This window comes from Kitasatospora sp. NPDC041917, assembly GCF_055589745.1.
Map to the genome: position 1 here is coordinate 144,089 of NZ_JBVJBI010000017.1, position 24,683 is coordinate 168,771.

Here is a 24,683-nt window from a genome sequence, read left to right on the forward strand (position 1 = left end):
AGGTAGACGCCGCGATGGCCAGCTCCTACAACCCCGTCCCCGCGCAGGTGGATCTGCCTGCCCTGGAGCACCAGATCCTGTCCTTCTGGCAGGACAACAAGATCTTCCAGCGCAGCCTGGAGCAGTCCGAGGGCCGCCCCGAGTGGGTGTTCTACGAGGGCCCGCCCACCGCCAACGGCATGCCCGGCGCCCACCACATCGAGGCCCGCGTCTTCAAGGACGTCTTCCCGCGCTTCCGGACCATGAAGGGCTACCACGTCGCCCGCAAGGCCGGCTGGGACTGCCACGGCCTGCCGGTCGAGCTCGCCGTCGAGAAGGAGCTGGGCTTCTCCGGCAAGCAGGACATCGAGGCGTACGGCATCGCCGAGTTCAACGCCAAGTGCCGCGACTCGGTGACCCGCCACACCGACGCCTTCGCCGAGCTGACCACCCGCATGGGCTACTGGGTCGACCTCGACGAGGCCTACCGGACGATGGACCCGTCGTACGTCCAGTCCGTCTGGTGGTCGCTCCAGCAGATCTTCGACAAGGGCCTGCTGGTCCAGGACCACCGGGTCGCCCCCTGGTGCCCGCGCTGCGGCACCGGCCTGTCGGACCACGAGCTGGCCCAGGGCTACGAGACCGTGGTCGACCCCTCGGTCTTCGTCCGCTTCCCGCTCACCAGCGGCCCGCTGGCCGGTCGGGCCGCCCTGCTGGTGTGGACCACCACCCCGTGGACCCTGGTCTCCAACACCGCCGCCGCCGTCCACCCGGAGGTCACCTACGTGGTGGCCACCGACGGCGAGGAGCAGTTGGTCGTCGCCGAGCCGCTGGTCGCCAAGGCGCTCGGCGAGGGCTGGGAGACCACCGGCGAGTCCTTCACCGGCGCCGAGATGGAGCGCTGGGCCTACCGCCGCCCCTTCGACCTGGTCGAGATCGAGAACGCCCACTACGTCCTCAACGCCGACTACGTCACCACCGAGGACGGCACCGGCATCGTCCACCAGTCCCCCGCCTTCGGCGCGGACGACCTCGCGACCTGCCGCAAGTACGGCCTGCCGGTGGTCAACCCGGTGCTCGGCGACGGCACCTTCGCCCCCGAGGTCCCGCTGGTCGGCGGCCAGTTCTTCAAGAAGGCCGACGAGGCCCTGGTCGCGGACCTCAAGGAGCGCGGCCTGCTCTTCCGTCACCTGCCGTACGAGCACAGCTACCCGCACTGCTGGCGCTGCCACACCGCGCTGCTCTACTACGCGCAGCCGTCCTGGTACATCCGGACCACCGCCGTCAAGGACGCGATGATCCGCGAGAACGAGGCCACCAACTGGTTCCCGGACACGGTCAAGCACGGCCGTTTCGGCGACTGGCTGAACAACAACATCGACTGGGCACTCAGCCGCAACCGCTACTGGGGCACCCCGCTGCCGATCTGGCGCTGCGAGGAGGGCCACCTCACCTGCGTCGGCTCGCTGGCCGAGCTGTCCGAGCTCACCGGCACCGACCAGAGCGGCCTCGACCCGCACCGCCCGTACATCGACGCGGTGACCTTCGCCTGCCGCGACTGCGGCGGCACCGCCACCCGCGTGCCCGAGGTCATCGACGCCTGGTACGACTCGGGCTCGATGCCCTTCGCCCAGTACGGCTACCCGTACCAGAACAAGGAGCTGTTCGAGAAGCGCTACCCGGCGCAGTTCATCTCCGAGGCGATCGACCAGACCCGCGGCTGGTTCTACACGCTGATGGCGGTCGGCACCCTGGTGTTCGACAGGAACAGCTACGAGAACGTCGTCTGCCTGGGCCACATCCTGGCCGAGGACGGCCGCAAGATGTCCAAGCACCTGGGCAACATCCTCCAGCCGATCCCGCTGATGGACCAGCACGGCGCCGACGCCGTCCGCTGGTTCATGGCGGCCGGCGGCTCGCCCTGGTCGGCCCGCCGGGTCGGCCACGGCACCATCCAGGAGGTGGTCCGCAAGACCCTCCTCACCTACTGGAACACCGTCGCCTTCCAGGCCCTGTACGCCCGCACCTCGAACTGGGCGCCCTCGGCGAGCGACCCGGCCCCGGCCGACCGCCCGCAGCTGGACCGCTGGGTGCTCTCCGAGCTGAACACCCTGGTCCGCGAGGTCGACGCGGCCTACGAGGCGTACGACACCCAGCGCGCCGGCAAGCTGCTGTCGGGCTTCGTCGACGACCTGTCCAACTGGTACGTCCGCCGCGGCCGCCGCCGCTTCTGGCAGGGCGACGCCGCCGCGCTCGCCACGCTGCACGAGGCGCTGGAGACGGTCACCCGCCTGATGGCCCCGCTCACCCCGTTCATCACCGAGCGGGTCTGGCAGGACCTGGTCGTCCCGGTCGCCCCGGAGGCCCCGGCCTCGGTGCACCTGGCCACCTGGCCGGAGGCCGACGAGTCGCTGATCGACACCGAGCTCTCCCGGCACATGGCGCTGGTCCGCCGCCTGGTCGAGCTGGGCCGGGCCACCCGCGCCGAGTCCGGCGTGAAGACCCGTCAGCCGCTCTCGCGCGCGCTGGTCGCCGCCCAGGGCTGGGAGGAGCTGCCGGCCGACCTGCGCGCGCAGATCGCCGAGGAGCTCAACGTCTCCACCCTGGAGTCGCTGGCGGAGGTCGGCGGTTCGCTGGTCGACACCAGCGCCAAGGCCAACTTCCGCGCGCTGGGCAAGCGTTTCGGCAAGGGCGTCCAGGACGTCGCCAAGGCGGTCGCCGCCACCGACGCCGCCCGCCTGGCCGCCGAACTGCGCGCCTCGGGCACCACCTCCGTCGAACTGAACGGTGAACCGATCACCCTCTCCCCCGACGAGGTGATCATCACCGAGACCCCGCGCGAGGGCTGGGCCGTCGCCAACGAGTCCGGCGCCACCGTCGCCCTCGACCTGGCCATCACCCCGGAGCTCAAGCGGCTCGGCATCGCCCGCGACGCCATCCGCCAGATCCAGGAGGCCCGCAAGAACTCCGGCCTGGACGTCGCCGACCGCATCGTCCTGCGCTGGCGCGCCACCTCGGAGGAGACCGCCGAAGCCATCGCCGAACACGGCCCCCTCGTCGCCGAGGAGGTCCTCGCCACCGACTTCGCCGCCGGTGCCGCCGACTGGGACTCCGAGACCTTCGCGGACGACTCCCTCGGCCTCGCCTTCCAACTCCGCAAGGCCTGACCCGCACCACCCCCGAACCGCCGCCCGGCTCCCCGCCGGGCGGCGGTTCCGCATTCCCCCCGCCCCACCCCCATCTCCAGCGCCCACCCACCTGCCTCCCTCCCCTCTCCCTCCTCCTCCCCACCGAGAGGAGCACCCCCGAGAGCGCCCCCTCCTCCCCAGCGAGAGGAGCACCCCCCGAGAACGCCCCCTCCCCCCCAGCGAGAGGGACGCGCTGCGGAAGGGGGCGGCGCAGGGGGTGGGTGCGGAGAGGGGCGTGACGGGTGATTTTCAGACTGCCAACGGTCTCAACGCCCCACCCCTCGGAGCGGGCAGTCTGAAAATCATCCAGCCCCCGGAGCACCCACCCCCGGAGCCGCCCCCGGCCCCCACCCTCCCGAAAGCCCCCGCCCTCCCGAAAGCCACCCACCCCACCACAAACAAGGGCGCCCCCTCCCCGACCCGGAGGTCGAGAAGGGGGCGCCCTCAAAAGGCTCTGCTACAACCTCAGTTGTCGCCGTCCTCGTCGATCAGGAAGCCCCGCATCGGCGCCGGAGCCTGCTGCATCGGCTGCGGCGGCTGCGGTCGGACGGCCGCCATCGGCTGGGTCATCCCGGCCGGCTGCATCTGCGGCGCACCGCTGTTGCCACCGGTCGACTGCCCGCCGAAGCTCGGCGCCGAGGAGTTGCCGCCGAAGGCGCTGTTCCCGCCGAAGGACGGCGAGTTGCCTCCGAAGGACGGCTGGTTGCCGCCGAAGCTCGGCGCGCCGCTGCTCATCGCACCGGCACCGGCCGGGGCCATCGACGAGGCCGCCGGCGGCAGCGACGCGGTGGCGGGGATCCGCGGCGGGGCGAGCGAGTCGTCGGCCTGCGACTCCAGCTGGCGCAGCTGGGTCTCCAGGTACGACTTCAGTCGCGTGCGGTACTCACGCTCGAACGCCCGCAGGTCTTCGACCTTGCGCTCCAGCGTGGCCCGCGCCGACTCCAGCGATCCCATCGCGACGCGGTGCTTCTCCTGCGCGTCCCGCTCCAGCGCGTCGGCCTTCGCACGGGCGTCGCGCTCCAGGCCCTCGGCCCGGCTGCGCGCCTCGCCGACGATCTTGTTGGCCTCGGAACGGGCCTCGGAGATCGCCTGGTCGGCGGTCTGCTGAGCGAGCGCCAGCACGCGGGCGGCACTGTCGCCGCCGGGGCCCTGCTGCTGCATCGGGCCGCCCATGGGGCCGCCCATCTGCTGCGGGCCGCCCATGGGGCCACCCATCGGCTGCATCTGCTGCTGGCCCATGCCCTGGCCCATCGGGTTGCCCATCTGCTGCGGGCCACCGGGACCGCCCATGGGCTGCAGCATCTGACCGCCCATCGGCTGGACCAGCTGCTGCTGGCCGCCCATGGTCTGGTTCATCTGCTGCTGCTGCTGCGGACCGCCGGCGGGAAGCTGCGGCGCGGATCCGGCGGGCAGGCCGAGGGGCTGGTTGCCCATCTGCTGCTGCTGCTGCGGGCCGGGGCCCATCTGCTGGGGACCACCCGGGCCCATCTGCTGCGGGCCGCCGGGGCCCATCTGCTGCGGACCACCCGGACCCTGCTGGCCGGGGACCGGCGGGCCGGATATGGCGGCCGGCACCGGAGCGCCGCCCTGTCGGGGCGCGTCCTGCTGCGGCTCCTTGCGCAGGTTGGCCTGGTTCTGCGCGGCGGCACGAGTCGCGGCGGCCAGCTTGGCGCGCAGGTCCTCGTTTTCCCGGAGGAGGCGGGTCAGCTCCCCCTCGACCTCGTCGAGGAAGGCATCGACCTCGTCCTCGTCATAGCCTTCACGCAGGCGGACGGTCGTGAACTGCTTGTTCCGAACGTCCTCGGGGGTCAATGGCATCTCTTCACCTCAACGTGATCGTCGGCACACCGGCATCCTGTCGCATCGCTCACCTACGACTAGGGGTGCACAAGCGAGATCAGGACATACACAATGATCATCAGTACGAAGAAGGACAGGTCGAGCGCCACGCCCCCGAAACGCAACGGCGGAATGAGCCGCCGAAGAAGCTTGAGCGGCGGATCCGTGACAGTGTACGTGGCCTCCAGGACCAGGACCATGGCCTTGCCGGGCCGCCACGAACGCGCGAACTGGAAGACCCAGTCCATGACCAGTCGTACGAGCAGGAACACCAGGAAGACGGTCAGGGCGTAGTAGAGCACCGCCCACACGATGTCCATCGCGTATCCCTCTCCCCGGTCCCGATCCCTCGGGCCTGCCGCTCGTCACCTGTCGCCAACCACTGTTGATCAGATCCACACGTAAAGTCGTGGCCGGGTCAGCTCTGGTTGAAGAACCCACCCTCGGCGATCCGAGCCTTGTCCTCCGCCGTGACATCGACGTTAGCAGGCGACAGCAGGAACACCTTCTGTGTCACGCGCTCGATACTGCCGTGCAGACCGAAGACGAGTCCAGCCGCGAAGTCTACGAGGCGCTTCGCGTCGGTGTCGTCCATCTCGGTCAGATTCATGATCACGGGGGTCCCGCCACGGAACTGTTCCCCGATGGTACGGGCCTCGTTGTAGGTCCGGGGGTGCAGCGTGGTGATGCGGTAGGGCTCTCGTTCGTTCACGACCTTGGGCATGATCACCGGTGCGCTCTTCTCCAGGTTGTGGCGACGTTCGGGTGTGATGGACGACACGGGGGCCATCCTCGGAGTCTCCTGGCGGATCGGCACCGCCGCGGGCACCGGCTGCGGGGTGATCGAGGAGACCGGGGCGGGCGCGGCGGCCGCGGGAGCCGGGGCCGGCCGGGGGATGTCCTCGGTCCGCTGGCCCGTCCGGATCGGTTCGGGGTCCGCGTCGTAGTCGTCGTCGGGGTCGTACCCCTGGCCGTCGTACGTCTCGTCCTCCACGAGGCCGAGGTAGACCGCCATCTTGCGCATTGCGCCGGCCATGCTCCTGTCTCCTCCGCTCATAGCCACCTCGCTCGCGCTCGGTGGCGGCTTCGCGATGCGCGCACCTTCTGATGGTCGCTTCGCTCGTTCCGTACGGACCGGCTCCGGCCCGGGCCGTACGGCCCCGCCTGCGGATTCCGCGGTCCCTCCACGACGGCGTGTCAGCCCGACGGCCGGTCAGATGCGTGGAGTGGGGGCCGCGGAGCTGCGATCCACGGTTCGCTAGCGCTCCGAAGAGCTGCTAGATTCTGTCCTATTTTGTCCTGCTGTCTGATCTACTTACCCGGTGACGTTACCTGAGGGGTGACCTCACTCCGAGTACCGCCGTTCCGACGCGCACATGTGTCGCTCCGGCGGCAATCGCCTGCTCAAGGTCACCGCTCATCCCTGCGGAGACCATGGTGGCAGCCGGATGGGCCGCCCGTACGGCGGTTGCGATTTCCGCCAGCCGATCGAAGGCCCGGGCCGGGTCTCCGGCCAGCGGGCCGGCCAGCGGAGCGACGGTCATCACACCGTCCAGCCGCAGCCCGGGCGTGTCGGCGATCGCGTCGGCCAGTTGCGCGACGTCCTCCGGCGCGACCCCCGCCCGGTGCTCACCCTCCCCGTGCGCCTTGTCCAGCGCCACCTGCACCAGGCAGCCCAGCTCCGGGCGCTCCGCCTTGAACACCGCCGCGGAGAGCGACTCGACCAGCCGGAGCCGGTCCACCGAGTGCACGTGGTTCGCGTAGCGGACGACCGAACGGACCTTGTTGGTCTGCAGCTGGCCGACGAAGTGCCAGTCAAGAGGAAGGTTTCTGCACTGCTCCGCCTTGGGAGCGGCGTCCTGGTCACGGTTCTCCGCGACGTCCGTCACCCCGAGACCGGCCAGCAGCGCGGTGTCCTCGGCGGGGTAGGTCTTGGTGACGACGACCAGGGTGACCTCCTCCCGGGCGCGCCCGGCGGCCGCGCACGCGTCCGCGATCCGGCGCTCGACCACGTCGAGGTTGGTGCCGAGTTCCTCGTACCGGGCCCGCTGGCCCTCCGTCAGCGCCGCGGTGAACTCGGGGCTTCCCGGGAACGGTCCGTAGATGTCGTTCGTCATCAGTGATCAGAGCCCAACCAGACGTAGCTCGCGAGCCGGCCGGTGCGCTGCTCGCGGCGATAGGAGTAGTGATCGGCGGATTCAAGGGTGCAGACCGGTGATCTCACCAGCTCCTTGACCCCCACCGCGGCCAGCTGGGCCGCGACTCCCTCCGGCACGTCCAGCGCCGGAGTCCCCCAGGAGGTCTCGGCGAAGGCCTCCGGCACCACCGCGGCGACCTCGGCGCGCAGCTGCGCCGGCACTTCGTAGCAGCGGCCGCAGACCGCGGGCCCGGTGGCGGCGGTGATCCGCGAGGGCTCCGCGCCCAGTTCGACCATCGCCCGGACGGCCGCGGGCACCACCCCGGCCGCCAGCCCGGGCCGGCCCGCGTGGGCCGCGCCCACCACGCCCGCCACCGGATCGGCCAGCAGCACCGGAGTGCAGTCGGCGGTCAGCACCGCCAGCGCGAGCGGCCGGTCGGAGACCACCGCGTCCACCGTCGGGGCCTGACCGGGCGGCTGGCGCCCGGTCACCACGGCGACCTCGGCGCCGTGCACCTGGTTCATCCACACCACGTCGGCCGGGTCGAGACCCAGCTGCCGGGCGGCCAGCGCCCGGTTCTCCCGCACGGCCTCCGGGTCGTCCCCCACCGCGCCGCCGAGGTTGAGCTCCCCGTACGGCGAAGTGCTCACCCCGCCCCACCGGGAGGTGAAGGCGAAGTGAGCACCCGCGCGGATCGAGTGATCGATCACTTAAGGAAGTCCGGGACGTCGAGCTCCTCTGCCGGGCTCTCCACGAACGGCTGCCGGGCCGGCTGCACCTGCGGCGGCACCGGGGCGGCGGTCGTGGTGGCCGAGGTCTCGGCGGTCCGGCTCGACGACGCGGTCGAGGACTCGCCCTCCGACCGGGACGTCACCGAGCCGATGCTCCCGTAGGACGGGCGGCCGGCCGGACGCTCCGGGGCGGCCGGCGGGGTGGCCGGGCGCTCCGGGGCGGTGGACTTGACCACCGGGTCGCGGACGATCGCCGGCGGCTGCCCGCCGTCGAAGCCGGCCGCGATGACGGTGACCCGGACCTCGTCGCCGAGCGCGTCGTCGATGACCGCACCGAAGATGATGTTCGCCTCGGGGTGGGCGGCCTCGCTGACCAGCTGGGCCGACTCGTTGATCTCGAACAGACCGAGGTCGGAGCCGCCCGAGATGGACAGCAGCACGCCGCGGGCGCCGTCGATCGAGGCCTCCAGCAGCGGCGAGGAGATCGCCATCACGGCGGCGGCCTTGGCGCGGTCCTCACCGCGGGCCGAGCCGATGCCCATGAGCGCCGAACCGGCCTCCGACATGACGGACTTGACGTCGGCGAAGTCGAGGTTGATCAGACCCGGGGTGGTGATCAGGTCGGTGATGCCCTGGACACCGGAGAGCAGGACCTGGTCGGCCGAGCGGAAAGCGTCGAGCACGCTGACCTGGCGGTCCGAAATGGACAGCAGTCGGTCGTTGGGGATCACGATGAGGGTGTCGACCTCTTCGCGCAGGGAGGCGATTCCGTCCTCGGCCTGGTTGGCCCGGCGCCGTCCCTCGAAGGTGAACGGACGGGTGACCACGCCGATGGTCAGGGCGCCCAGGGAGCGCGCGATGTTGGCGACGACGGGCGCGCCGCCCGTGCCCGTGCCACCGCCCTCACCGGCGGTCACGAAGACCATGTCGGCCCCCTTGAGGACCTCCTCGATCTCCTCGCGGTGGTCCTCGGCGGCCTTCCGGCCGACCTCGGGGTTGGCGCCGGCGCCGAGGCCCCGGGTGAGTTCACGGCCCACATCGAGCTTGACGTCGGCGTCGCTCATCAGGAGGGCCTGCGCATCGGTGTTGATCGCGATGAACTCGACGCCCTTGAGACCGACCTCGATCATCCGGTTGATGGCGTTGACACCACCGCCGCCGATTCCGACGACCTTGATGACTGCGAGGTAGTTCTGCGGTGCTGCCACGTCGAAGGCCTCTCGCCTCGAATTTCCGGGTCGGCCCGACCCGGGGCGGGGCCGTACCGACGGATGTCGATGGGTAGGGAGCCTGGTTTCTGACTGAATGTCCGAAATGCCGACCGCCGACCCCAACCCTAAACTTGACCTTTAGGGTTAGTTCTGTGTCTCCGTCACATCACCAGGAAACACAGTCTGGTGACACAGGACACTAGGTGGCTCCGGGCACGCGTTTCAACGAACACGCCGAGCTTCCCTTTTTCTTTTGAGCCTATGTGATCATCGGCCGGCATAGGAAACCGGGGGTGACCACCAAGAGTCGGGCCGACACTTCAAGGCGTCAACCCCTCCCTCAGGCAGAGAACCTACCGGATCATCCCGACACCGCCGGCGCCTCCGGCGCCGTCACGTCGAAGTTCGTGCCCTTCTGGTTCATCAGTGCGACCAGCACCCTGGCCTTCCGGTCGATCTGCTCCGGGCTCCCCCAGCGCACCGTCGCACCCCCGCTGAGCTGCAACTCGATGTCGTCGTAGGAGTGGACCAGCACCGAGCCGGCCCGCTTGGCGACCTCCGGCGGCAGCCCGGCGGCCACCGCCACCGCGCCCTGCACCAATTGCGGACGGGAGATCACCCCGTCCACGTCGTTCGCCTGCTGACTGAGTCGCAGCTCGACCACCGGAACGCCCTCCGGCGGAGCCGGTTCGGTGGCGAAGCTCACGCCCCCGGCATCCACCTGGGTGAACTGGCCGTCATCCCCCTTGACGGCGGCCACCGCCTTGCGCTGGACGACCTTCACCCGCAGGGTGTGCGGCCAGCCCCGCCACACCTCGGCCTCGGCCACCCGGGGGATCCCCTCCACCCGGTGCCGGACGTCGTCCAGGTCCACGCGCGCCAGCGGGCCGTCACCGAGCCCGCCGACCGCCGCGCGGACCTGGTCCGCCGTCAACTTGTCGTCACTCATGCCCTGGACCGCGACGCTGCGCACGTCCAGGACCGAGGAGAAGAACACCAGCCAGGCCAGCACGCCGAGCACCGTGGCGCCGAGCACGCCCAGCACCACGATGCCCCGCCGGGAGAGCCGGAGGCGGGGAGCGGACTCCTCCACCTCCAACTCCTCCTCCAACGGGTCGGCGAGCCGGCCGTCAGCCACGGCGGCGGCCGCCGCGGTGGGCCTGGATCGCCTCGTAGACCATGCCGACCAGCAGGTCGTCGGCGTCCCGGCGGCCGAACTCGGCGGCCGACCGGCTCATGTCCCACAGCCGCTGCGGGTCGGTGAGCACCGGCAGCACGTTCTGGAGCACCCAGTCCGGGGTCAGCTCGGCGTCGTCCACCAGCAGGCCGCCGCCGGCCTTGACCATCGGCTGGGCGTTCAGCCGCTGCTCGCCGTTGCCGATCGGCAGCGGGACGAAGGCGGCGGGCAGGCCGACGGCCGCCAGCTCGGCCACCGTCATGGCGCCGGCCCGGCAGAGCATCATGTCGGCGGCCGCGTAGGCCAGGTCCATCCGGTCCAGGTACGGCACCGGGCGGTACGGCGGCATCCCGGGGACGTCCGCCACCTGCGGCAGCTCGTTCTTCGGGCCGACCGCGTGCAGGATCTGCACGCCGTACTGCTGGAGCCGCGGGGCGATCGCGGTGATCGTCTCGTTGAGCCGGCGCGCGCCCTGGGAGCCGCCGGAGACCAGCAGGGTGGGCAGCCGCTGGTCGAGGCCGAAGTAGTGGCGGGCCTCGGGGCGGGCCGCGGCGCGGTCCAGGGTGGCGATGGTCCGGCGCAGCGGGATGCCGATGTACCGGGAGTCGCGCAGCTTGCTGTCCGGCGTGGAGACCGCCACGAAGTCGCTGTAGCGGGCGCCGATCTTGTTGGCCAGGCCCGGGCGGGCGTTCGCCTCGTGCACCACGATCGGCACGCCGGCCCGCTTGGCGGCCAGGTAGGCGGGCATCGCGACGTAGCCGCCGAAGCCGACCACGGCGTCCGCGTTGACCCGCTCGATGATCTCCTGGGCGGCCCGGACGGTGCCGCGCAGCCGGCCGGGGACGGTGATCAGCTCCGGGGTGGGCTTGCGGGGCAGCGGCACGGCCGGGATGAGCTCCAGCTGGTAGCCGCGCTCGGGGACCAGCCGGGTCTCCAGTCCGCGCTCGGTGCCCAGGGCGGTGATCCCGACGGACGGGTCGTGCCTGCGGAGGGCATCCGCGAGGGCCATGGCCGGCTCGATGTGACCGGCGGTCCCCCCGCCGGCGAGTACGACATGCACCGAAATTCACCGCTCCCTGCGTGCCGGCCCCGGGGCCGGGCGCGCTGTGGTTCGTCGTCGTGGCAGCACCCGGGCCAGTTGTCTCCTGATCCGGGAGTTCTTGCTCCGGGCGGCCAGGGCCGCCTTCGCGCCCGAGGTGCTGCGCGCCAGGCACAGCAGCACTCCGATCGCGGACATGGCCGACAGCATGGCGGAACCGCCGTAGGAGAACAGCGGGAGCGGGACGCCCGCGATGGGCAGCAGTCCCAGCGCCGACCCCAGGTTGATCATGGCCTGCGCCATGATCCAGGTGGTGGCGGCTCCCGCGGCGTACCTGACGAAGGGGTCCTTCGTACCGATGGCCACACGGATACCCGCGTAGCCTAGTGCCGAGAAGAGACCGAGGACCGACAGCGTCCCCACCAGACCGAGTTCCTCGCCGGTCGCGGCGAAGATGAAGTCGGTGTGCGCCTCGGGCAGCTGGCCCCATTTCTCCACGCCGGCGCCGAGGCCGGTGCCGAAGCCGCCGCCGTTGGCGAACGCGAAGACGCCGTGCAGGGCCTGGAAGCAGGCGCCCTCCGGGTCGAGCTTGGTGACGCCGATGCAGCTCAGCCGCTCCGCCCGGTGCGGCACGGTGACCACCAGGGCGGTGCAGACCACCACCGCCACCCCGAGGGTGGCCACGAACAGCCGCAGCGGCGCGCCGACCATCCAGAGCAGCGCGAACACCATGGCCACCAGGATCATCGAGGTGCCCATGTCGCCGCCGAACATGATCAGCGCGAGCAGCAGCAGGGCCCCCGGCACCAGCGGCACCAGCAGGTGCTTCCACGAGTTGAGGGTGCCGGCCTTCTGCTTGCGGGCGAGCAGGTCGGCGCCCCAGAGCACCAGCGCGAGCTTGGCGAACTCCGAGGGCTGGAACTGGAAGAAGCCGAAGTCCAGCCAGTTCTGGTTGCCGTTGATCCGCACCCCGATGCCGGGGATGGCCACCAGCGTGAGGGCGCCGATCACAGCGATCATCACCGGGTAGGTGATCACCCGTAGCACCGCCACCGGGACGGAGGCGAAGCCGATCAGCAGGACCAGGCCGAGGATGGCCGCGATCAACTGCTTGAGGAAGTAGTACTGCGCCGTGTGGTGCTGGTTCAGGGCGAGGATCTGCGAGGCCGAGAAGACCATCATCAGACCGAGCACGACCAGCAGCAGGGTGCTGCCGACGACCAGCAGGTACGGGGTGAGCGGCCGGTCCAGCCAGTACCGGACCCGGGCCCGGAAGGCCTGGACGCGGGCCAGTGGACCGGCCGACTTGTACTTGGTCGTGGTGGCGGAGATCACTCTCATCGGCTCGGCGGCGTCCCGCTTCTCAACGCCGGAATCCGCTCTGCCCTGCCCCGCCACCGCTCCCCGCTCACTGTTCTCCGTCCGACGCCCGCGCCGGACCGCCTACTCGCCCGCCAGCTCCCGGACGGCCGCCGCGAAGAGGTCGCCGCGCTCGCCGTAGTTGGTGAACATGTCCATCGAGGCGCAGGCCGGTGCCAGCAGCACCGTGTCACCCGATCGGGCGAGCGACGCGGCCGTTCGAACGACCTCGGCCATCGCCACCGCGCCAGTCTGGCCCTCGGCCGCCTCGATCACCGGCACATCCGGAGCGTGTCGCTCCAGCGCCTCCCGGATCAGCGCCCGGTCCTCGCCGATCAGCACCACCGCGCGCAGCCGCTCGACCGCGCCCTGCACCAGGTCGTCGAAGGTCGCGCCCTTGGCCAGGCCCCCGGCGATCCAGACGATCGGCCGGTAGGCGGCCAGCGAGGCGGCCGCCGCGTGGGTGTTGGTGGCCTTGGAGTCGTCGATGTACGCGACCTCGCGGACCACGCCGACCTCGGCGATCCGGTGGGCGTCCGGGCGGAAGGCCCGCAGGCCCTCCCGGACGGCCTTCGGGTCGACGCCGTACGACCGGGCCAGCGCCGCCGCGGCGAGCGCGTTGGCGATGTTGTGCGGGGCCGGCGGGTTGACGTCCTCGACGGCGCCCAGCTCGGCCGCGTTCTTGGCCCGGTCCTCGACGAAGGCCCGGTCCACCAGCAGTCCGTCCACCACGCCGAAGTTCGACGGGCCGGGCGCGCCGAGGCCGAAGCCGATCGCCCGGCAGCCCTCCTCGACGTCGGCCTCGCGGACCAGCGCCTCGGTGGCCGGGTCGGCCAGGTTGTACACGCAGGCGACGACGTTGCCCTCGTAGATCCGGCCCTTGTCGGCGGCGTACGCCTCCATCGAGCCGTGCCAGTCGAGGTGGTCGGGTGCCAGGTTGAGCACCACCGCCGAGTACGGGCGCAGCGAGGGCGCCCAGTGCAGCTGGTAGCTGGAGAGCTCGACGGCGAGCACGTCGTACGGCTCCTCGGCGAGCACCGCGTCCAGCACCGAGACCCCCACGTTGCCGACCGCGGCGGTGCGCCGGCCGGCGGCGGTGAGGATCGAGGCGAGCATCTGGACGGTGGTGGTCTTGCCGTTGGTGCCGGTGACGGCCAGCCAGGGGGCGGGCTCGCCGGTGCCGGGCAGCGGCCTGCGCAGCCGCCAGGCCAGCTCGACGTCGCCCCAGACCGGCACCCCGGCCGCCTCGGCGGCGGCGAACAGCGGGCTGTCCGGCGCCCAGCCGGGCGAGGTGACGATCAGTTCGGTGCCCTCGGGCAGGCTCGCCCCGTCGCCGAGCCGCACGGTGACGCCCAGCGCCTCCAGCTCGGCGGCCCGGGCGACCAGGCCGGGCCCGCTGCCGCCGTCCACCACGGTGACCCGGGCGCCGAGGCCGCGCAGGACGCGCGCGGCGCTGATGCCCGAGACGCCGAGCCCCGCGACGGCGACCGGCAGGCCGCCGAACTCCGGGTTGGTCAGGTCGGGGTCGGTCATCCGGTCACCCATCCCGCGTAGAACAGTCCGAGGCCGACGGCGACGCACAGACCCTGGATGATCCAGAACCGGACCACGATCAGGACCTCGGTCCAGCCCTTGAGTTCGAAGTGGTGCTGCAGTGGCGCCATCTTGAAGACGCGCTTGCCGGTCATCCGGAAGGAGCCGACCTGGATGATCACCGAGAGGGTGATGATCACGTAGAGGCCGCCGAGCAGGGCGAGCAGCAGCTCGGTGCGGGAGCAGATCGCCAGACCGGCCAGGGCGCCGCCGAGGGCGAGCGAGCCGGTGTCACCCATGAAGATCTTGGCGGGCGAGGTGTTCCACCACAGGAAGCCGAAGCAGGAGCCCATCAGGGCGGAGGCCACGACGGCGAGGTCCAGGGGGTCGCGGATGTCGTAGCAGTTGGCGGTCGCGGTGATGGCGTAGGCGCAGCTCTGGGTGTGCTCCCAGATGCCGATGAAGGTGTAGGCGCCGAAGACCATCACCGAGGCACCGGTGGCGAGGCCGTCCAGACCGTCCGTCAGGTTCACGCCGTTCGACATCGCGGCGATCATGAAGTACGCGAAGATGACGAACAGGACGGGGCCGATCGCCCACTTGAAGTCCCGGACGAAGGACAGGCTCTGGGACGCCGGGTTGAGACCGCGGTCGTCCGGGAACTGCATCGCCAGGACGGCGAACCCGAGGCCGACGATCGACTGGCCGGCCAGCTTCGCCTTGGCCCGCAGGCCCAGCGAGCGACGCTTGACCACCTTGATGTAGTCGTCCAGGAAGCCGACCAGGCCGAGACCCGCGGTCAGGAAGAGCACCAGCAGCCCGGAGGCCGTCGGGCTCTCGCCCGTTATCGCCTTCGTGGCGAAGTACGCGATCAGGGTCGCCAGGATGAAGGCGATGCCGCCCATGGTGGGCGTGCCCTTCTTGCTGTGGTGCGCCTTGGGACCGTCGTCACGGATGTACTGGCCGTAGCCGTGCTTCGCGAGCACCTTGATCAGGGCCGGGGTGCCGAGCAGCGACAGGATGAGACCGATCATCCCGGAGAAAAGGATCTGCTTCATTATTCGGCCACACCGTCCGCCAGGAGAGCCTCGGCCACCTTCTCCAGCCCCACCGAACGGGAAGCCTTCACCAGGACCACATCCCCCGGCCGCAGCTGACTGCGCAGCAGCTCGACCGCCGCGTCCGCGTCGGACACCAGCACCGACTCCTCACCCCACGAACCTTCGTTCCTCGCGCCGAGTTCCATGCAGGCCGCCTCGCGTCCGCCGACCGCCACCAGCTTGGTGACGTCGAGCCGGACCGCGAGCCGCCCGATGGCGTCGTGCTCGGCCAGGCTCTCCTCGCCGAGCTCCCGCATCTCGCCGAGCACCGCCCAGGTGCGGCGGCGCTCCGGGCCCCGGCCGCCCATCGAGACGAGCGCCCGCAGCGCGGCCCGCATCGAGTCGGGGTTCGCGTTGTAGGCGTCGTTCACGACGGTGACACCGTCGGCCCGGTCGACAACCTCCATGCGCCAGCGGGACAGCGCACCCGCTTCGCCCAGGGCTGCCGCGGTGTCGTCGACGGACATCCCGAGCTCCACCGCCACCGCGGCGGCGGCGAGGGCGTTCGAGACGTGGTGCTCACCGTACAGGCGCAGCTGCACGGGCGCGGAACCGGCCGGGGTGGTGAGCGTGAAGGATGGCCGCCCGGTGGCGTCCAGGCGAACGTCGGTGGCCCGTACGTGGGCGTCCGGTGATTCCCCGAACAGGACCACCTTCGCCTTGGTGCGGGAGGCCATCGCGCGCACCAGCCGGTCGTCCGCGTTGAGGATCGCGGCACCGTCGGCGGGCAGCGACTCCACCAGTTCGCCCTTGGCCTCGGCGATCGCCTCCTGGGAGCCGAACTCGCCGACGTGGGCGGTGCCGACGTTGAGGACCAGGCCGATCCGGGGTGGGGTGATCGAGGTGAGGTACTCGATGTCGCCCTTGTGCCGGGCGCCCATCTCCATCACCAGGTGCCGGGTGCCGGCCTCGACCCGCAGCGCGGTCATCGGGTGGCCGATCTCGTTGTTGAGCGAGCCGGGCGGGTAGACCGTCTCGCCGTGGCGCTGGAGCAGCTGGGCGATCAGGTCCTTGGTGCTGGTCTTGCCGGCCGAGCCGGTCAGCGCGACCACGGCGGTGCCCTCGGCACGGGCTACCACGGCGCGCGCCAGCCTGCCGAGCGCCTCCACCACACTGTCGACCAGGACGGCGGGCACGCCGACCGGACGGGAGGCCAGCACCGCGACGGCGCCGTCCCCGACCGCCTTGGCCGCGTAGTCGTGGCCGTCCACGTGCTCGCCGACGAAGGCCGCGAACAGGCCGCCGGGGACCACCTTCCGCGAGTCGACCTCGACCGGGCCGGTGACCAGGGCGTCCGGGTCGGCGCCGTCCAGCGTGCCTCCGACGGCGGCGGCCACCTCGGCGAGGGTCAGTGCGATCACTGCTGCTCTACTCCTCGGTCGCCCCGTGCGGCCGCGGTCCGCGCGATGGACTCGCGCAGCACCTCCCGGTCGTCGAAGGGGCGGATCTCGTCTCGTACGTACTGGCCGAGCTCGTGGCCCTTGCCGGCCACCAGCACGGTGTCCCCCGCCTGGGCGCGGGCGACGGCGAGTGCGATCGCCTCGGCCCGGTCGGGGACGACCAGGACGGCCCCGCGCTCGGCCTCGGGCACCGCGGCGGCGCCGGTCAGCATGGTGGCGAGGATCGCCAACGGGTCCTCGCTGCGCGGGTTGTCGCTGGTCAGCAGGGCGGTGTCGGCCAGGCGGGCGGCAATGGCGCCCATCGGGCCGCGCTTGTGCGGATCGCGGTCGCCGCCGCAGCCGACCACGACGTGCAGCCGGCCCTCGGTGACCTGGCGCAGCGAGGCGAGGACGGCCTGGAGGGCGTCCGGCTTGTGGGCGTAGTCGACGACGGCGACGAACGGCTGTCCGGCGTCCACCCGCTCCAGCCGGCCGGGCACGCCGGGGACGGCGGCGACGCCGGCCACGGCCCGCTCCAGCGGCAGCCCGGCGGCGACCAGCACGGTGATCGCGGCGAGCGCGTTGGCGACGTTGAACGGACCGGGCAGCGGGACGGAGGCGTCGGCCTCGGCGCCGTCCGGGCCCAGCACCCTGAAGGTGGAGCCGACCGGCCCGAGTCGGACGTCCACGGCCCGCCAGTCGGCCCCGGCGGCGCCGGTGGCGGAGAAGGTGGTCACCGGGATCTCGGCCTCGGCGGCGAGCCGGCGGCCGTACTCGTCGTCCAGGTTGACCACGCCCCGGCGGGACTTGCCGGGCTGGAAGAGCCGGGCCTTCGCCTGGAAGTAGTCCTCCATGTCCGGGTGGAAGTCGAGGTGCTCGGGGGTCAGGTTGTTGAACAGCGCGACGTCGTACGCGACGCCGTCGGTGCGGCCGAAGACCAGGGCGTGGCTGGAGACCTCCATGGTCACCGCGTCGGCGCCGCGCTCGGCCATCACGCCGAGGATCGCGTGCAGGTCGGTGGCCTCGGGGGTGGTGCGCTCGCTCTTGATCCGCTCCTCGCCGACCCGCATCTCGACGGTGCCGATCACGCCCGGGCTGCGCCCGGCGCCGCGCAGGCCGCCCTCGACCAGGTAGGAGGTGGTGGTCTTGCCGTTGGTGCCGGTCAGCCCGAGCATCAGCAGCCGCCGGGAGGGGCGGCCGTAGACGATCGCGGCCAGCTCGCCCATGACGGCCCGCGGCCGGTCGACGACCAGCAGCGGCAGGCCGGTGGCGGCCGCCTGCTCGACGCCGGCCGGGTCGGTGAGCACCGCCACCGCGCCGGACTCCGCGGCCTTGGCCGCGAAGGCCGCGCCGTGGTGGTTGGCGCCCGGGAAGGCCACGTACACGTCGCCCGGGCGGACCGCGCGGGAGTCGTGGGTGACACCGCTGACGGCGCCGCCCTCGACGGGCGGCAGGCCCAGTTCGGCGGCCAGCTCGGCGAGCGGCAGGGCGGTGGTCCCGGTCGGGCGGGGCGGACTCACGGTGGTTTGATCGGGTTTCGGCACGGCGGGAAGGCTATCCGCCGAAGGGTGTCCAGGGCCAAACCGGCCCTTCGCCGCGCCGTGCTCCGGCCCGGCCGGTTCGTTGCTCATCGCTCGTTCACGGCTTCCAGTCGACGGTGAGGTTGGGCGCCTGGCTGCCGCTCGGCGGGACCTGCATGGTCTTCAGGGTGAACTCCATCACCTGCTTGAACACCGGGCCGCACAGCTGGCCGCCGAAGTGGCCGTTGACCGGGCCCTGGAGGGTGCAGGAGACGGTGTACCGGGGGGCGTCGGCGGGGGCGAAGCCGATGAAGGAGGCGGTGTAGCCGTCGTAGCCGACGCCGTTGGCGGCGCCCCGGTTGGCGGTGCCGGTCTTGCCCGCGACCCGGTAGCCGGAGATGGCGGCCTTGCCGCCGGTGCCCTGCTCGTCGTCGACGACCGACTCCAGCATCGAGGTGAGGGTCTTGGCCGTCTCCGGGCTGACCACCCGGGTCTGCTCCCCCGGCGCGCTCGGCGTGTACTTGCCGTTCGGGTCGGTGACGCCCTGGACGATGCTGGGCGCGACCCTCACCCCGCCGTTGGCGATGGTGGAGTAGACCGAGGTGGCCTGCAGCGCGTTCATCTGCAGCGGGCCCTGGCCGAAGGAGATGTTGTACTTCTCCGAGGCGACCAGGTCCTCCGGCTTCTTGAGCATCCCGGGGGTCTCCCCGGGGAAGCCCAGGCCGGTCGGCCGGGCCACGCCGAACTTGCGCATGTAGCCGTCCAGCACCTGGTTGGCCTTCAGCTGGTCGCCGTCGCCGAGGGTCTCGACCGCCTCGATGGTGCCGATGTTGGACGACTTGGCGAGCACCCCGGCCAGGGTCAGGTACCAGGGGTCGTGGTCGATGTCGTCCTTGAACTGCTGCCCGGCCCGGACCAGCCGGTTGGGCACGGTGACCTTGGTGTCCCAGGTGGCCTTGCCGGAGTCCAGCACGGCGGCCAGGCTCATCAGCTTGGCGGTGCTGCCCGGCTCGTACGCGTCGGCCAGGGCGGGGTTGCCCAGCTGCGCCTGCTTGGACAGGCTCAGGTCGTTCGGGTTGAAGCCGGGCGCGGTGGCCATCGCGAGGACCTGACCGGTCTTCACGTCCTGGACCACCACGTAGCCCTTCTCCGCGCCGGAGTTGGCCAGCTGGTCGGTGATCGCCCGCTGGGCGGCCCACTGGATGTCCCGGTTGATGGTCAGCTTCACGTCGTCGCCCGGCACGGCCGGCTCCATCGAGCCCCCCGCGGTGGGCACCAGCCGCCCGCCCGACTGGGCGTAGCTGCTGTGGCCGTCCTTGCCGGCCAGCAGCTTCTGGTACTGGAGCTCCAGGCCGCCGGCACCCTCGCCCTCGGCGTTGACGAAGCCGACCAGGTTGGCCGCCAACCCGTCCGCGGGGTAGATCCGCTTCTGGGTCTCCCGGTTGAACACCCCGGCCAGCGGGTTGGCGCACTCGTTGTCCACCCGGGTGCGTCCGCCCTGGTCGGCGGGCTTGCCGAGCAGCCTCTTCTGGGCCTGGCAGGCCCGCGAGCCGGCCTGCTTCTCCAGGCCCGACTTGAGGTCGCTGATCTGCTTCTTGGCGGCCGGGGTCTGCTGGGCCGCGAGCCGCTTGTAACGGCTCTTGGGGGTGTGCAGGTCGGCGGCGATCTTCTCCTTGGGCACGCCGAGGATCGGCGACAGCAGCGCGGCCGCCTGCTCCGGCGCGTCCGGGATGCCGGTCGCCTCCGGGGTGAACATCGCCGGGTCGGCGGTGATGTCGTACGCGTCGACGGTGGCCGCCAGCGAGACCCCGTCGGAGGACGTTATCGAGCCGCGTTCGGCGGTGATCGGGATGTTCAGGTAGCGGTTGGTGTTGGCGTCGGCGGCCAGCGCGTCGGCGTCCACCAGCTGGAGCTGCACCAGGCGGCCCGCGAAGACGGAGAACACCAGCGACAGCACCACGCTGATCACCCGCAGCCGGCGCTTCGGCTCGGCCAGTTTGAGCGCCTTGGGGCGCAGCGACGGACGGCTCCGCGGGCGCACCGCCGCCTGGCTGCGGGCCGGCGGGCGTCCCTCGGGGCCGCGCTGCTGCGGCGCCCGCGGGGTACGGCCGACGGAGGCCGACCTGGCGGGCTGGGCCTTGGCCGACTGGCTGCGGGCGGGCTGACCCTTCGCCGGCTGGCTCCTGGCCGGTTGGCCCTTCGCGGGCTGACCCTTCGCGGGCTGACCCTTGACCGGCTGGCCGCGGCCGGAGCCGGACTGCGCGCGCGGCGCGCCGCCGCGGGGCACCGGACGGCGGCCGTTGCCGCCACCGGACCCGCTGGACCCACTGGTGGGTTGACGTGGAGTGCTCATGCGACCACCTCGCTGCGCTCGGCGGACGCTTCGCACCATTCGTACCTGTTGACGGTTCGCCCGTTCCGCCCGCTCACCGGCCGGCACCCCCGCTCGGCTTCGCGCCCGCGGCGGGCGGGACCGGGTTGAGCTGGATCACCGAGTCACCGGCGGACGCCGCCGGGGTCGGCGCCGGCGGCGGGGCGGCCGGCGACGGGGCACCGCCCGGCTGCGGCGCGGCCGGCGACGGTCCGGCACCGGGCTGGGCGGCACTCGGCTGGGCCCTGGTCGGCCACGGCTCGGCCGTGGACCGCTTGACCGGCGGGCTGTCCTGCGCCGGGCCCGGGGTTCCGATCACCTTGCCGCCGTTCGGAACGTCCAGGAAGGCCATGCCGCCGGCCGGGACCATGCCGAGCTCGGCCGCGCGCCGCGACAGCGCGTCCGGCGCCGAGCTCTGGTCGATCTCGTGCTGGAGGCCCTGCTGCTCGTCGGTCGCCGTCGTGGTCTGCTTCTGCAGCCGGGACAGCTCGAAGGAGCCCTCGTTGAGCGCGGTGTTCAGCGTGAGCAGGCCGAGCAGCCCGGCCGCCAGCAGCACCACGATGAGCACCGCGAACGGCGTGCGCCTCCGCACCGGGCGCCTGCCCGGCCGGACCGTGATCCGTGCCCTGCCCTGCCTCGGGAGTCCTCCCCGCCCCGCCCGGACCTCACCGGCCACCGGCCCCACCGCTCTCCTCCGCCCTTCGGACCCGCCGGGACCGGTTCGTCAGCCCCGCTTGCTACGGTCCCTGATCCTCTCCGCCACCCGCAGCCGCACGGGCGCGGCACGCCGGTTCTCCTCGATCTCCTCCTCGGTGGCCAGCTCGGCACCGCGAGTGATCAGTTTGAGCCAGGGCTGGTGCTCCTCCGGGATGAACGGCAGGCCCGGCGGAGCGGTGGTGGTCGCACCGGCGGCGAAGCACTGCTTGACCAGGCGGTCCTCCAGCGACTGGTAGGACATCACCGCGATCCGGCCGCCCACCGCGAGGACGTCCAGCGCGCCCGGGATCGCCCGGTCCAGGACCTCCAGCTCGCCGTTGACCTCGATCCGCAGCGCCTGGAACGTCCGCTTGGCCGGGTTCCCGCCGGTCCGACGGGTCGCCGCCGGGATGGCGTTGCGCACCAACTCGACCAGACGCGCGCTGTTGGTGAACGGTTCCTTCTCCCGCTCCCGCAGGATCACCGAGGCGATCTTCCCGGCGAACCGCTCCTCGCCGTACACCTTGAGGATCCTGGCCAGGTCGCCGTGGCTGTAGGTGTTCAGCACCTCCGCCGCGCTGATCCCCCGGGTCTGGTCCATCCGCATGTCCAGCGGCGCGTCCTGCGCGTACGCGAAGCCGCGCTCGGCCTCGTCCAGCTGCATCGAGGAGACGCCGAGGTCGAACAGGACGCCGTCCACCTCGTCGATGCCCAGGCGCTCCAGCACCTCGGGGATCTCGTCGTAGACCGCGTGCACCAGGGTGGCCCGGTCGCCGAACGGGGCCAGCCGCTCGCCGGACAGCTTCAGCGCCACCGGGTCGCGGTCCACCGCGACCAGCCGCACCTGCGGGAACTGGGTCAGCAGCGCCTCGCTGTGCCCGCCGAGGCCGAGGGTGGCGTCGACCACGACGGCACCGGGGCGCGAGATCGCCGGGGCCAGGGCGTCCATGCACCGCTGGAGCATCACCGGAACGTGCTTGGGGCCCGGTTCGTTGGTGGTCATGCGCGGTGGCGCCCTTCCTCGGTGCGGAGCAGCCCGACGTCCGGGAGCTGCGACCATTCTCGCCCACCGCGCCCCGGCACGACGAAGCGGCCCGTGGTCCCCGCCCGCTCAAGGGGAAGGTCGTGACCGCCCGGCGCCGGGGAAGGTGCGCCAGGTGGGCACGGAGCGGGAGGAGGCCACGGACCGCGTCGACCGGGCCGCACCGGCCGGGAAGGCCCGGTTGACGGGCCCCGGCGGGTGTGCTCCACTGCGCCGCAAACTCTATCGCGCGGGCCTTGCCAGTCAATGGTCCGCTCCGGCGCACCACCCGGGCGGCGGTACGGATCACCGCAGGTCGCGGGCGTGCGGGTGGACCGGTGGCGGCACGGATCGGGGGCCTTCGGCGGCCGGCGCGCGCCCCCTCCCCGCCCCGCGTGCGGGTCACCCCGTACCAGCCCGGGCGAACCCTCCGGTTGTGGCGATGCACCCGATCGCGGCGCCCGGTTCTGTAGCTCCCCGCCCCACCGCGCGGTCCCGATCCGCACTAACGTCGCCACCATGACAGTGACACCCGACCGGCCCTCGCCGAACGCCGCTGCCGCCCCTGCCAGACCCACCGTCATCGACCGCTTCGTCACGGCCAACCGCACCTACGCCGTGACCTTCCAGGACGGCGGGATGGACGCCCGCCCGGTGCAGAAGATCGCCGTGGTCGCCTGCATGGACGCCCGCCTCGACCTGTTCGCGGCGCTCGGCCTCGAACTCGGCGACGCGCACGTCGTCCGCAACGCCGGAGGCGTCGTCACCGACGACACCATCCGCTCCCTGACCATCAGCCAGCGCGCCCTCGGCACCCGCTCGATCGCGCTGATCCACCACACCGGCTGCGGCCTGCTCGGGCTCACCGAGGACTTCCGCCGCGAGCTGGAGCTGGAGGTCGGCCAGCGCCCGCAGTGGGCGGTGGAGGCCTTCGTCGACCTGGACGGCGACGTCCGCCAGTCCATGCAGCGCGTCCGCACCTCTCCCTTCCTGCTGCACACCGACGACGTCCGCGGCTTCGTCTTCGACGTCCACACCGGCCTGCTGCGCGAGATCGACTGAGTTCTCCGTCCGCTCGTCCCCGGGCCCGCCACAGCCGCCCGGAGACGAGCGGACGGGCCACCCGCGGTCCAGGCATTCGGGAACCGCCGAATGGTGACTTCTGGCCATCCCGCGGGGGAGAATGCGCCTGCCGGTCGGACCCCGAACCACCTGGGGCGGCCAGGCCGCAGGCCGCCTTTCCCGGCGCCGGATCCTTGTTCGGAACCGCCCCCGGGACGGCCGCGTCAAGCATGGGGTGGGGCCCGGCCTCGGGACGGGGCGGGCACAGGGTGCCAGGGAGCGTAAACGGGTGACGAGCTACAACGATCAGGCCGGACTCGGCAGTCCTGCGGGGGGCGAGCAGCAGAGGGCGAACGGGTACCAGCCGGTCGGGCTCCCCGAGCTCGCCGCGGTCGTCGACCGCGTCCGTGCCAACGTCGAGAGCGTGATCGAGGGCAAGCCGGAGGCCGTCCGGATCGCCCTGACCGTCCTGCTCGCCGAGGGCCACCTGCTGCTGGAGGACGTGCCCGGCGTCGGCAAGACCATGCTGGCCAAGGCGCTCGCCCGCTCGCTCGACTGCACCGTGCGCCGCATCCAGTTCACGCCCGACCTGCTGCCCTCGGACGTCACCGGCACCAACATCTACGACCAGCAGCGGCACGACTTCGAGTTCCGCCCGGGCGCGATCTTCGCCCAGGTCGTGGTCGGCGACGAGATCAACCGCGCCTCGCCCAAGACCCAGTCCGCGCTGCTGGAGTCCATGGAGGAGCGCCAGGTCACCATCGACGGCACCAGCTACGAGCTGCCCTCGCCGTTCATGGTCGTGGCCACCCAGAACCCGGTCGAGATGGAGGGCACGTACCCGCTGCCGGAGGCCCAGCGCGACCGCTTCATGGCCCGGATCTCGATCGGCTACCCCAGCCCCGAGGCCGAGCTCGCGATGCTGGACGTGCACGCCGGCGCCAGCCCGCTGGAGGACCTCCAGCCGGTCGCGCACGCCTCCGACATCCTCAAGCTGATCGACCTGGTCCGCGGCGTGCACATCGCCGACCCGGTCCGCCGCTACGCCGTCGACCTGGTCGGCGCCACCCGCACCAGCCCGGAACTGCGCCTGGGCGCCTCCCCGCGCGCCACCCTGCACCTGGTCCGGGCCGCCCGCGCCGCCGCCGCGCTGGACGGGCGCGACTACGTCACCCCGGACGACATCCAGCGCCTCGCCGTCCCGGTCCTGGCGCACCGTCTGATGCCGACCGCCGAGACCCAGCTCAGCCGCCGCACCTCCGAGCAGATCGTGACCGACCTGGTCGCCCGGCTGCCGCTGCCGCGCCCGCAGGGCGGCCCGGCCGTCCGGAGGGGCTGAG

The 24,683-nt window shown here is 72.1% G+C and carries 19 protein-coding genes; 3 read left to right on the top strand and 16 right to left on the bottom strand.

The genetic code is table 11. The annotated features are described in order from the left end of the window. Nucleotides 1-14 precede the first annotated feature (14 nt). Entirely contained in the window at nt 15-3,146 is a 3,132-nt protein-coding gene (gene ileS, locus ACZ6EM_RS22020) for an isoleucine--tRNA ligase (RefSeq protein ID WP_452180024.1), read from the top strand. A gap of 486 nt (nt 3,147-3,632) precedes the next feature. On the opposite strand, the gene ACZ6EM_RS22025 is transcribed toward ileS, so the two are convergent. From ACZ6EM_RS22025 to rsmH, 16 genes are all read right to left on the bottom strand, one after another. Continuing rightward, the gene (locus tag ACZ6EM_RS22025; RefSeq protein WP_401045137.1) at nt 3,633-4,985 is read right to left on the bottom strand and encodes a DivIVA domain-containing protein; all 1,353 of its coding nucleotides are present in this window, start codon (nt 4,983-4,985) and stop codon (nt 3,633-3,635) included. Between the two features lie 59 nt (nt 4,986-5,044). After that, on the bottom strand, nt 5,045-5,326 hold the full coding sequence (locus ACZ6EM_RS22030) for a YggT family protein (RefSeq protein ID WP_030060143.1): 282 nt from the start codon (nt 5,324-5,326) through the stop codon (nt 5,045-5,047). 98 nt (nt 5,327-5,424) lie between these two features. Beyond that, nucleotides 5,425-6,042, bottom strand: coding sequence for a cell division protein SepF (locus ACZ6EM_RS22035; protein ID WP_224276937.1), 618 nt, complete (start codon nt 6,040-6,042; stop codon nt 5,425-5,427). A gap of 292 nt (nt 6,043-6,334) precedes the next feature. Further along, the gene (locus ACZ6EM_RS22040) at nt 6,335-7,123 is read right to left on the bottom strand and encodes a YggS family pyridoxal phosphate-dependent enzyme (protein WP_401045141.1); all 789 of its coding nucleotides are present in this window, start codon (nt 7,121-7,123) and stop codon (nt 6,335-6,337) included. Beyond that, on the bottom strand, nt 7,123-7,854 hold the full coding sequence (gene pgeF / locus ACZ6EM_RS22045; protein WP_380551098.1) for a peptidoglycan editing factor PgeF: 732 nt from the start codon (nt 7,852-7,854) through the stop codon (nt 7,123-7,125). The genes ACZ6EM_RS22040 and pgeF overlap by 1 nt, the downstream gene beginning before the upstream one ends. Further along, nucleotides 7,851-9,083: a cell division protein FtsZ gene (ftsZ, locus tag ACZ6EM_RS22050; RefSeq protein ID WP_359912807.1), complete on the bottom strand. Its 1,233-nt coding sequence runs from the start codon at nt 9,081-9,083 to the stop codon at nt 7,851-7,853. The genes pgeF and ftsZ overlap by 4 nt, the downstream gene beginning before the upstream one ends. 364 nt (nt 9,084-9,447) lie before the next feature. Continuing rightward, complete coding sequence (locus ACZ6EM_RS22055; RefSeq protein ID WP_401045145.1) at nt 9,448-10,224, bottom strand: cell division protein FtsQ/DivIB; 777 nt, start codon at nt 10,222-10,224, stop codon at nt 9,448-9,450. Further along, complete coding sequence (gene murG / locus ACZ6EM_RS22060) at nt 10,217-11,323, bottom strand: undecaprenyldiphospho-muramoylpentapeptide beta-N-acetylglucosaminyltransferase (RefSeq protein WP_359912813.1); 1,107 nt, start codon at nt 11,321-11,323, stop codon at nt 10,217-10,219. The genes ACZ6EM_RS22055 and murG overlap by 8 nt, the downstream gene beginning before the upstream one ends. Nucleotides 11,324-11,329: 6 nt before the next feature. Then, complete coding sequence (ftsW, locus tag ACZ6EM_RS22065; RefSeq protein WP_359912816.1) at nt 11,330-12,643, bottom strand: putative lipid II flippase FtsW; 1,314 nt, start codon at nt 12,641-12,643, stop codon at nt 11,330-11,332. A 102-nt stretch (nt 12,644-12,745) separates the two neighbouring features. Further along, nucleotides 12,746-14,194, bottom strand: a complete 1,449-nt coding sequence (gene murD / locus ACZ6EM_RS22070; protein WP_465773055.1) for a UDP-N-acetylmuramoyl-L-alanine--D-glutamate ligase — start codon at nt 14,192-14,194, stop codon at nt 12,746-12,748. Further along, entirely contained in the window at nt 14,191-15,252 is a 1,062-nt protein-coding gene (mraY, locus tag ACZ6EM_RS22075; protein WP_359827635.1) for a phospho-N-acetylmuramoyl-pentapeptide-transferase, read from the bottom strand. Before mraY ends, murD begins: the two co-directional genes overlap by 4 nt. Further along, complete coding sequence (locus tag ACZ6EM_RS22080) at nt 15,252-16,655, bottom strand: UDP-N-acetylmuramoyl-tripeptide--D-alanyl-D-alanine ligase (RefSeq protein WP_401045153.1); 1,404 nt, start codon at nt 16,653-16,655, stop codon at nt 15,252-15,254. Before ACZ6EM_RS22080 ends, mraY begins: the two co-directional genes overlap by 1 nt. Next, nucleotides 16,652-18,304 carry a UDP-N-acetylmuramoyl-L-alanyl-D-glutamate--2,6-diaminopimelate ligase gene (locus tag ACZ6EM_RS22085; RefSeq protein ID WP_401045156.1) on the bottom strand — a complete coding sequence of 551 codons (1,653 nt, stop codon included), beginning with the start codon at nt 18,302-18,304 and terminating at the stop codon, nt 16,652-16,654. The genes ACZ6EM_RS22080 and ACZ6EM_RS22085 overlap by 4 nt, the downstream gene beginning before the upstream one ends. 7 nt (nt 18,305-18,311) lie before the next feature. Further along, nucleotides 18,312-20,546 (bottom strand): peptidoglycan D,D-transpeptidase FtsI family protein, encoded by a 2,235-nt coding sequence (locus tag ACZ6EM_RS22090; RefSeq protein WP_465773056.1) that lies wholly within the window; start codon nt 20,544-20,546, stop codon nt 18,312-18,314. 73 nt (nt 20,547-20,619) lie between these two features. Continuing rightward, entirely contained in the window at nt 20,620-21,156 is a 537-nt protein-coding gene (ftsL, locus tag ACZ6EM_RS22095; RefSeq protein WP_387729413.1) for a cell division protein FtsL, read from the bottom strand. A gap of 132 nt (nt 21,157-21,288) precedes the next feature. Then, on the bottom strand, nt 21,289-22,263 hold the full coding sequence (gene rsmH, locus ACZ6EM_RS22100) for a 16S rRNA (cytosine(1402)-N(4))-methyltransferase RsmH (RefSeq protein ID WP_401053826.1): 975 nt from the start codon (nt 22,261-22,263) through the stop codon (nt 21,289-21,291). A gap of 537 nt (nt 22,264-22,800) precedes the next feature. On the opposite strand from rsmH, the gene ACZ6EM_RS22105 reads away from it, so the two are divergent. Together ACZ6EM_RS22105 and ACZ6EM_RS22110 are read left to right on the top strand one after the other, a co-directional pair. Then, the gene (locus ACZ6EM_RS22105) at nt 22,801-23,343 is read left to right on the top strand and encodes a beta-class carbonic anhydrase (protein ID WP_401051566.1); all 543 of its coding nucleotides are present in this window, start codon (nt 22,801-22,803) and stop codon (nt 23,341-23,343) included. Between the two features lie 289 nt (nt 23,344-23,632). Then, nucleotides 23,633-24,682 (top strand): AAA family ATPase, encoded by a 1,050-nt coding sequence (locus ACZ6EM_RS22110; protein WP_380357231.1) that lies wholly within the window; start codon nt 23,633-23,635, stop codon nt 24,680-24,682. Nucleotide 24,683 lies beyond the last annotated feature (1 nt).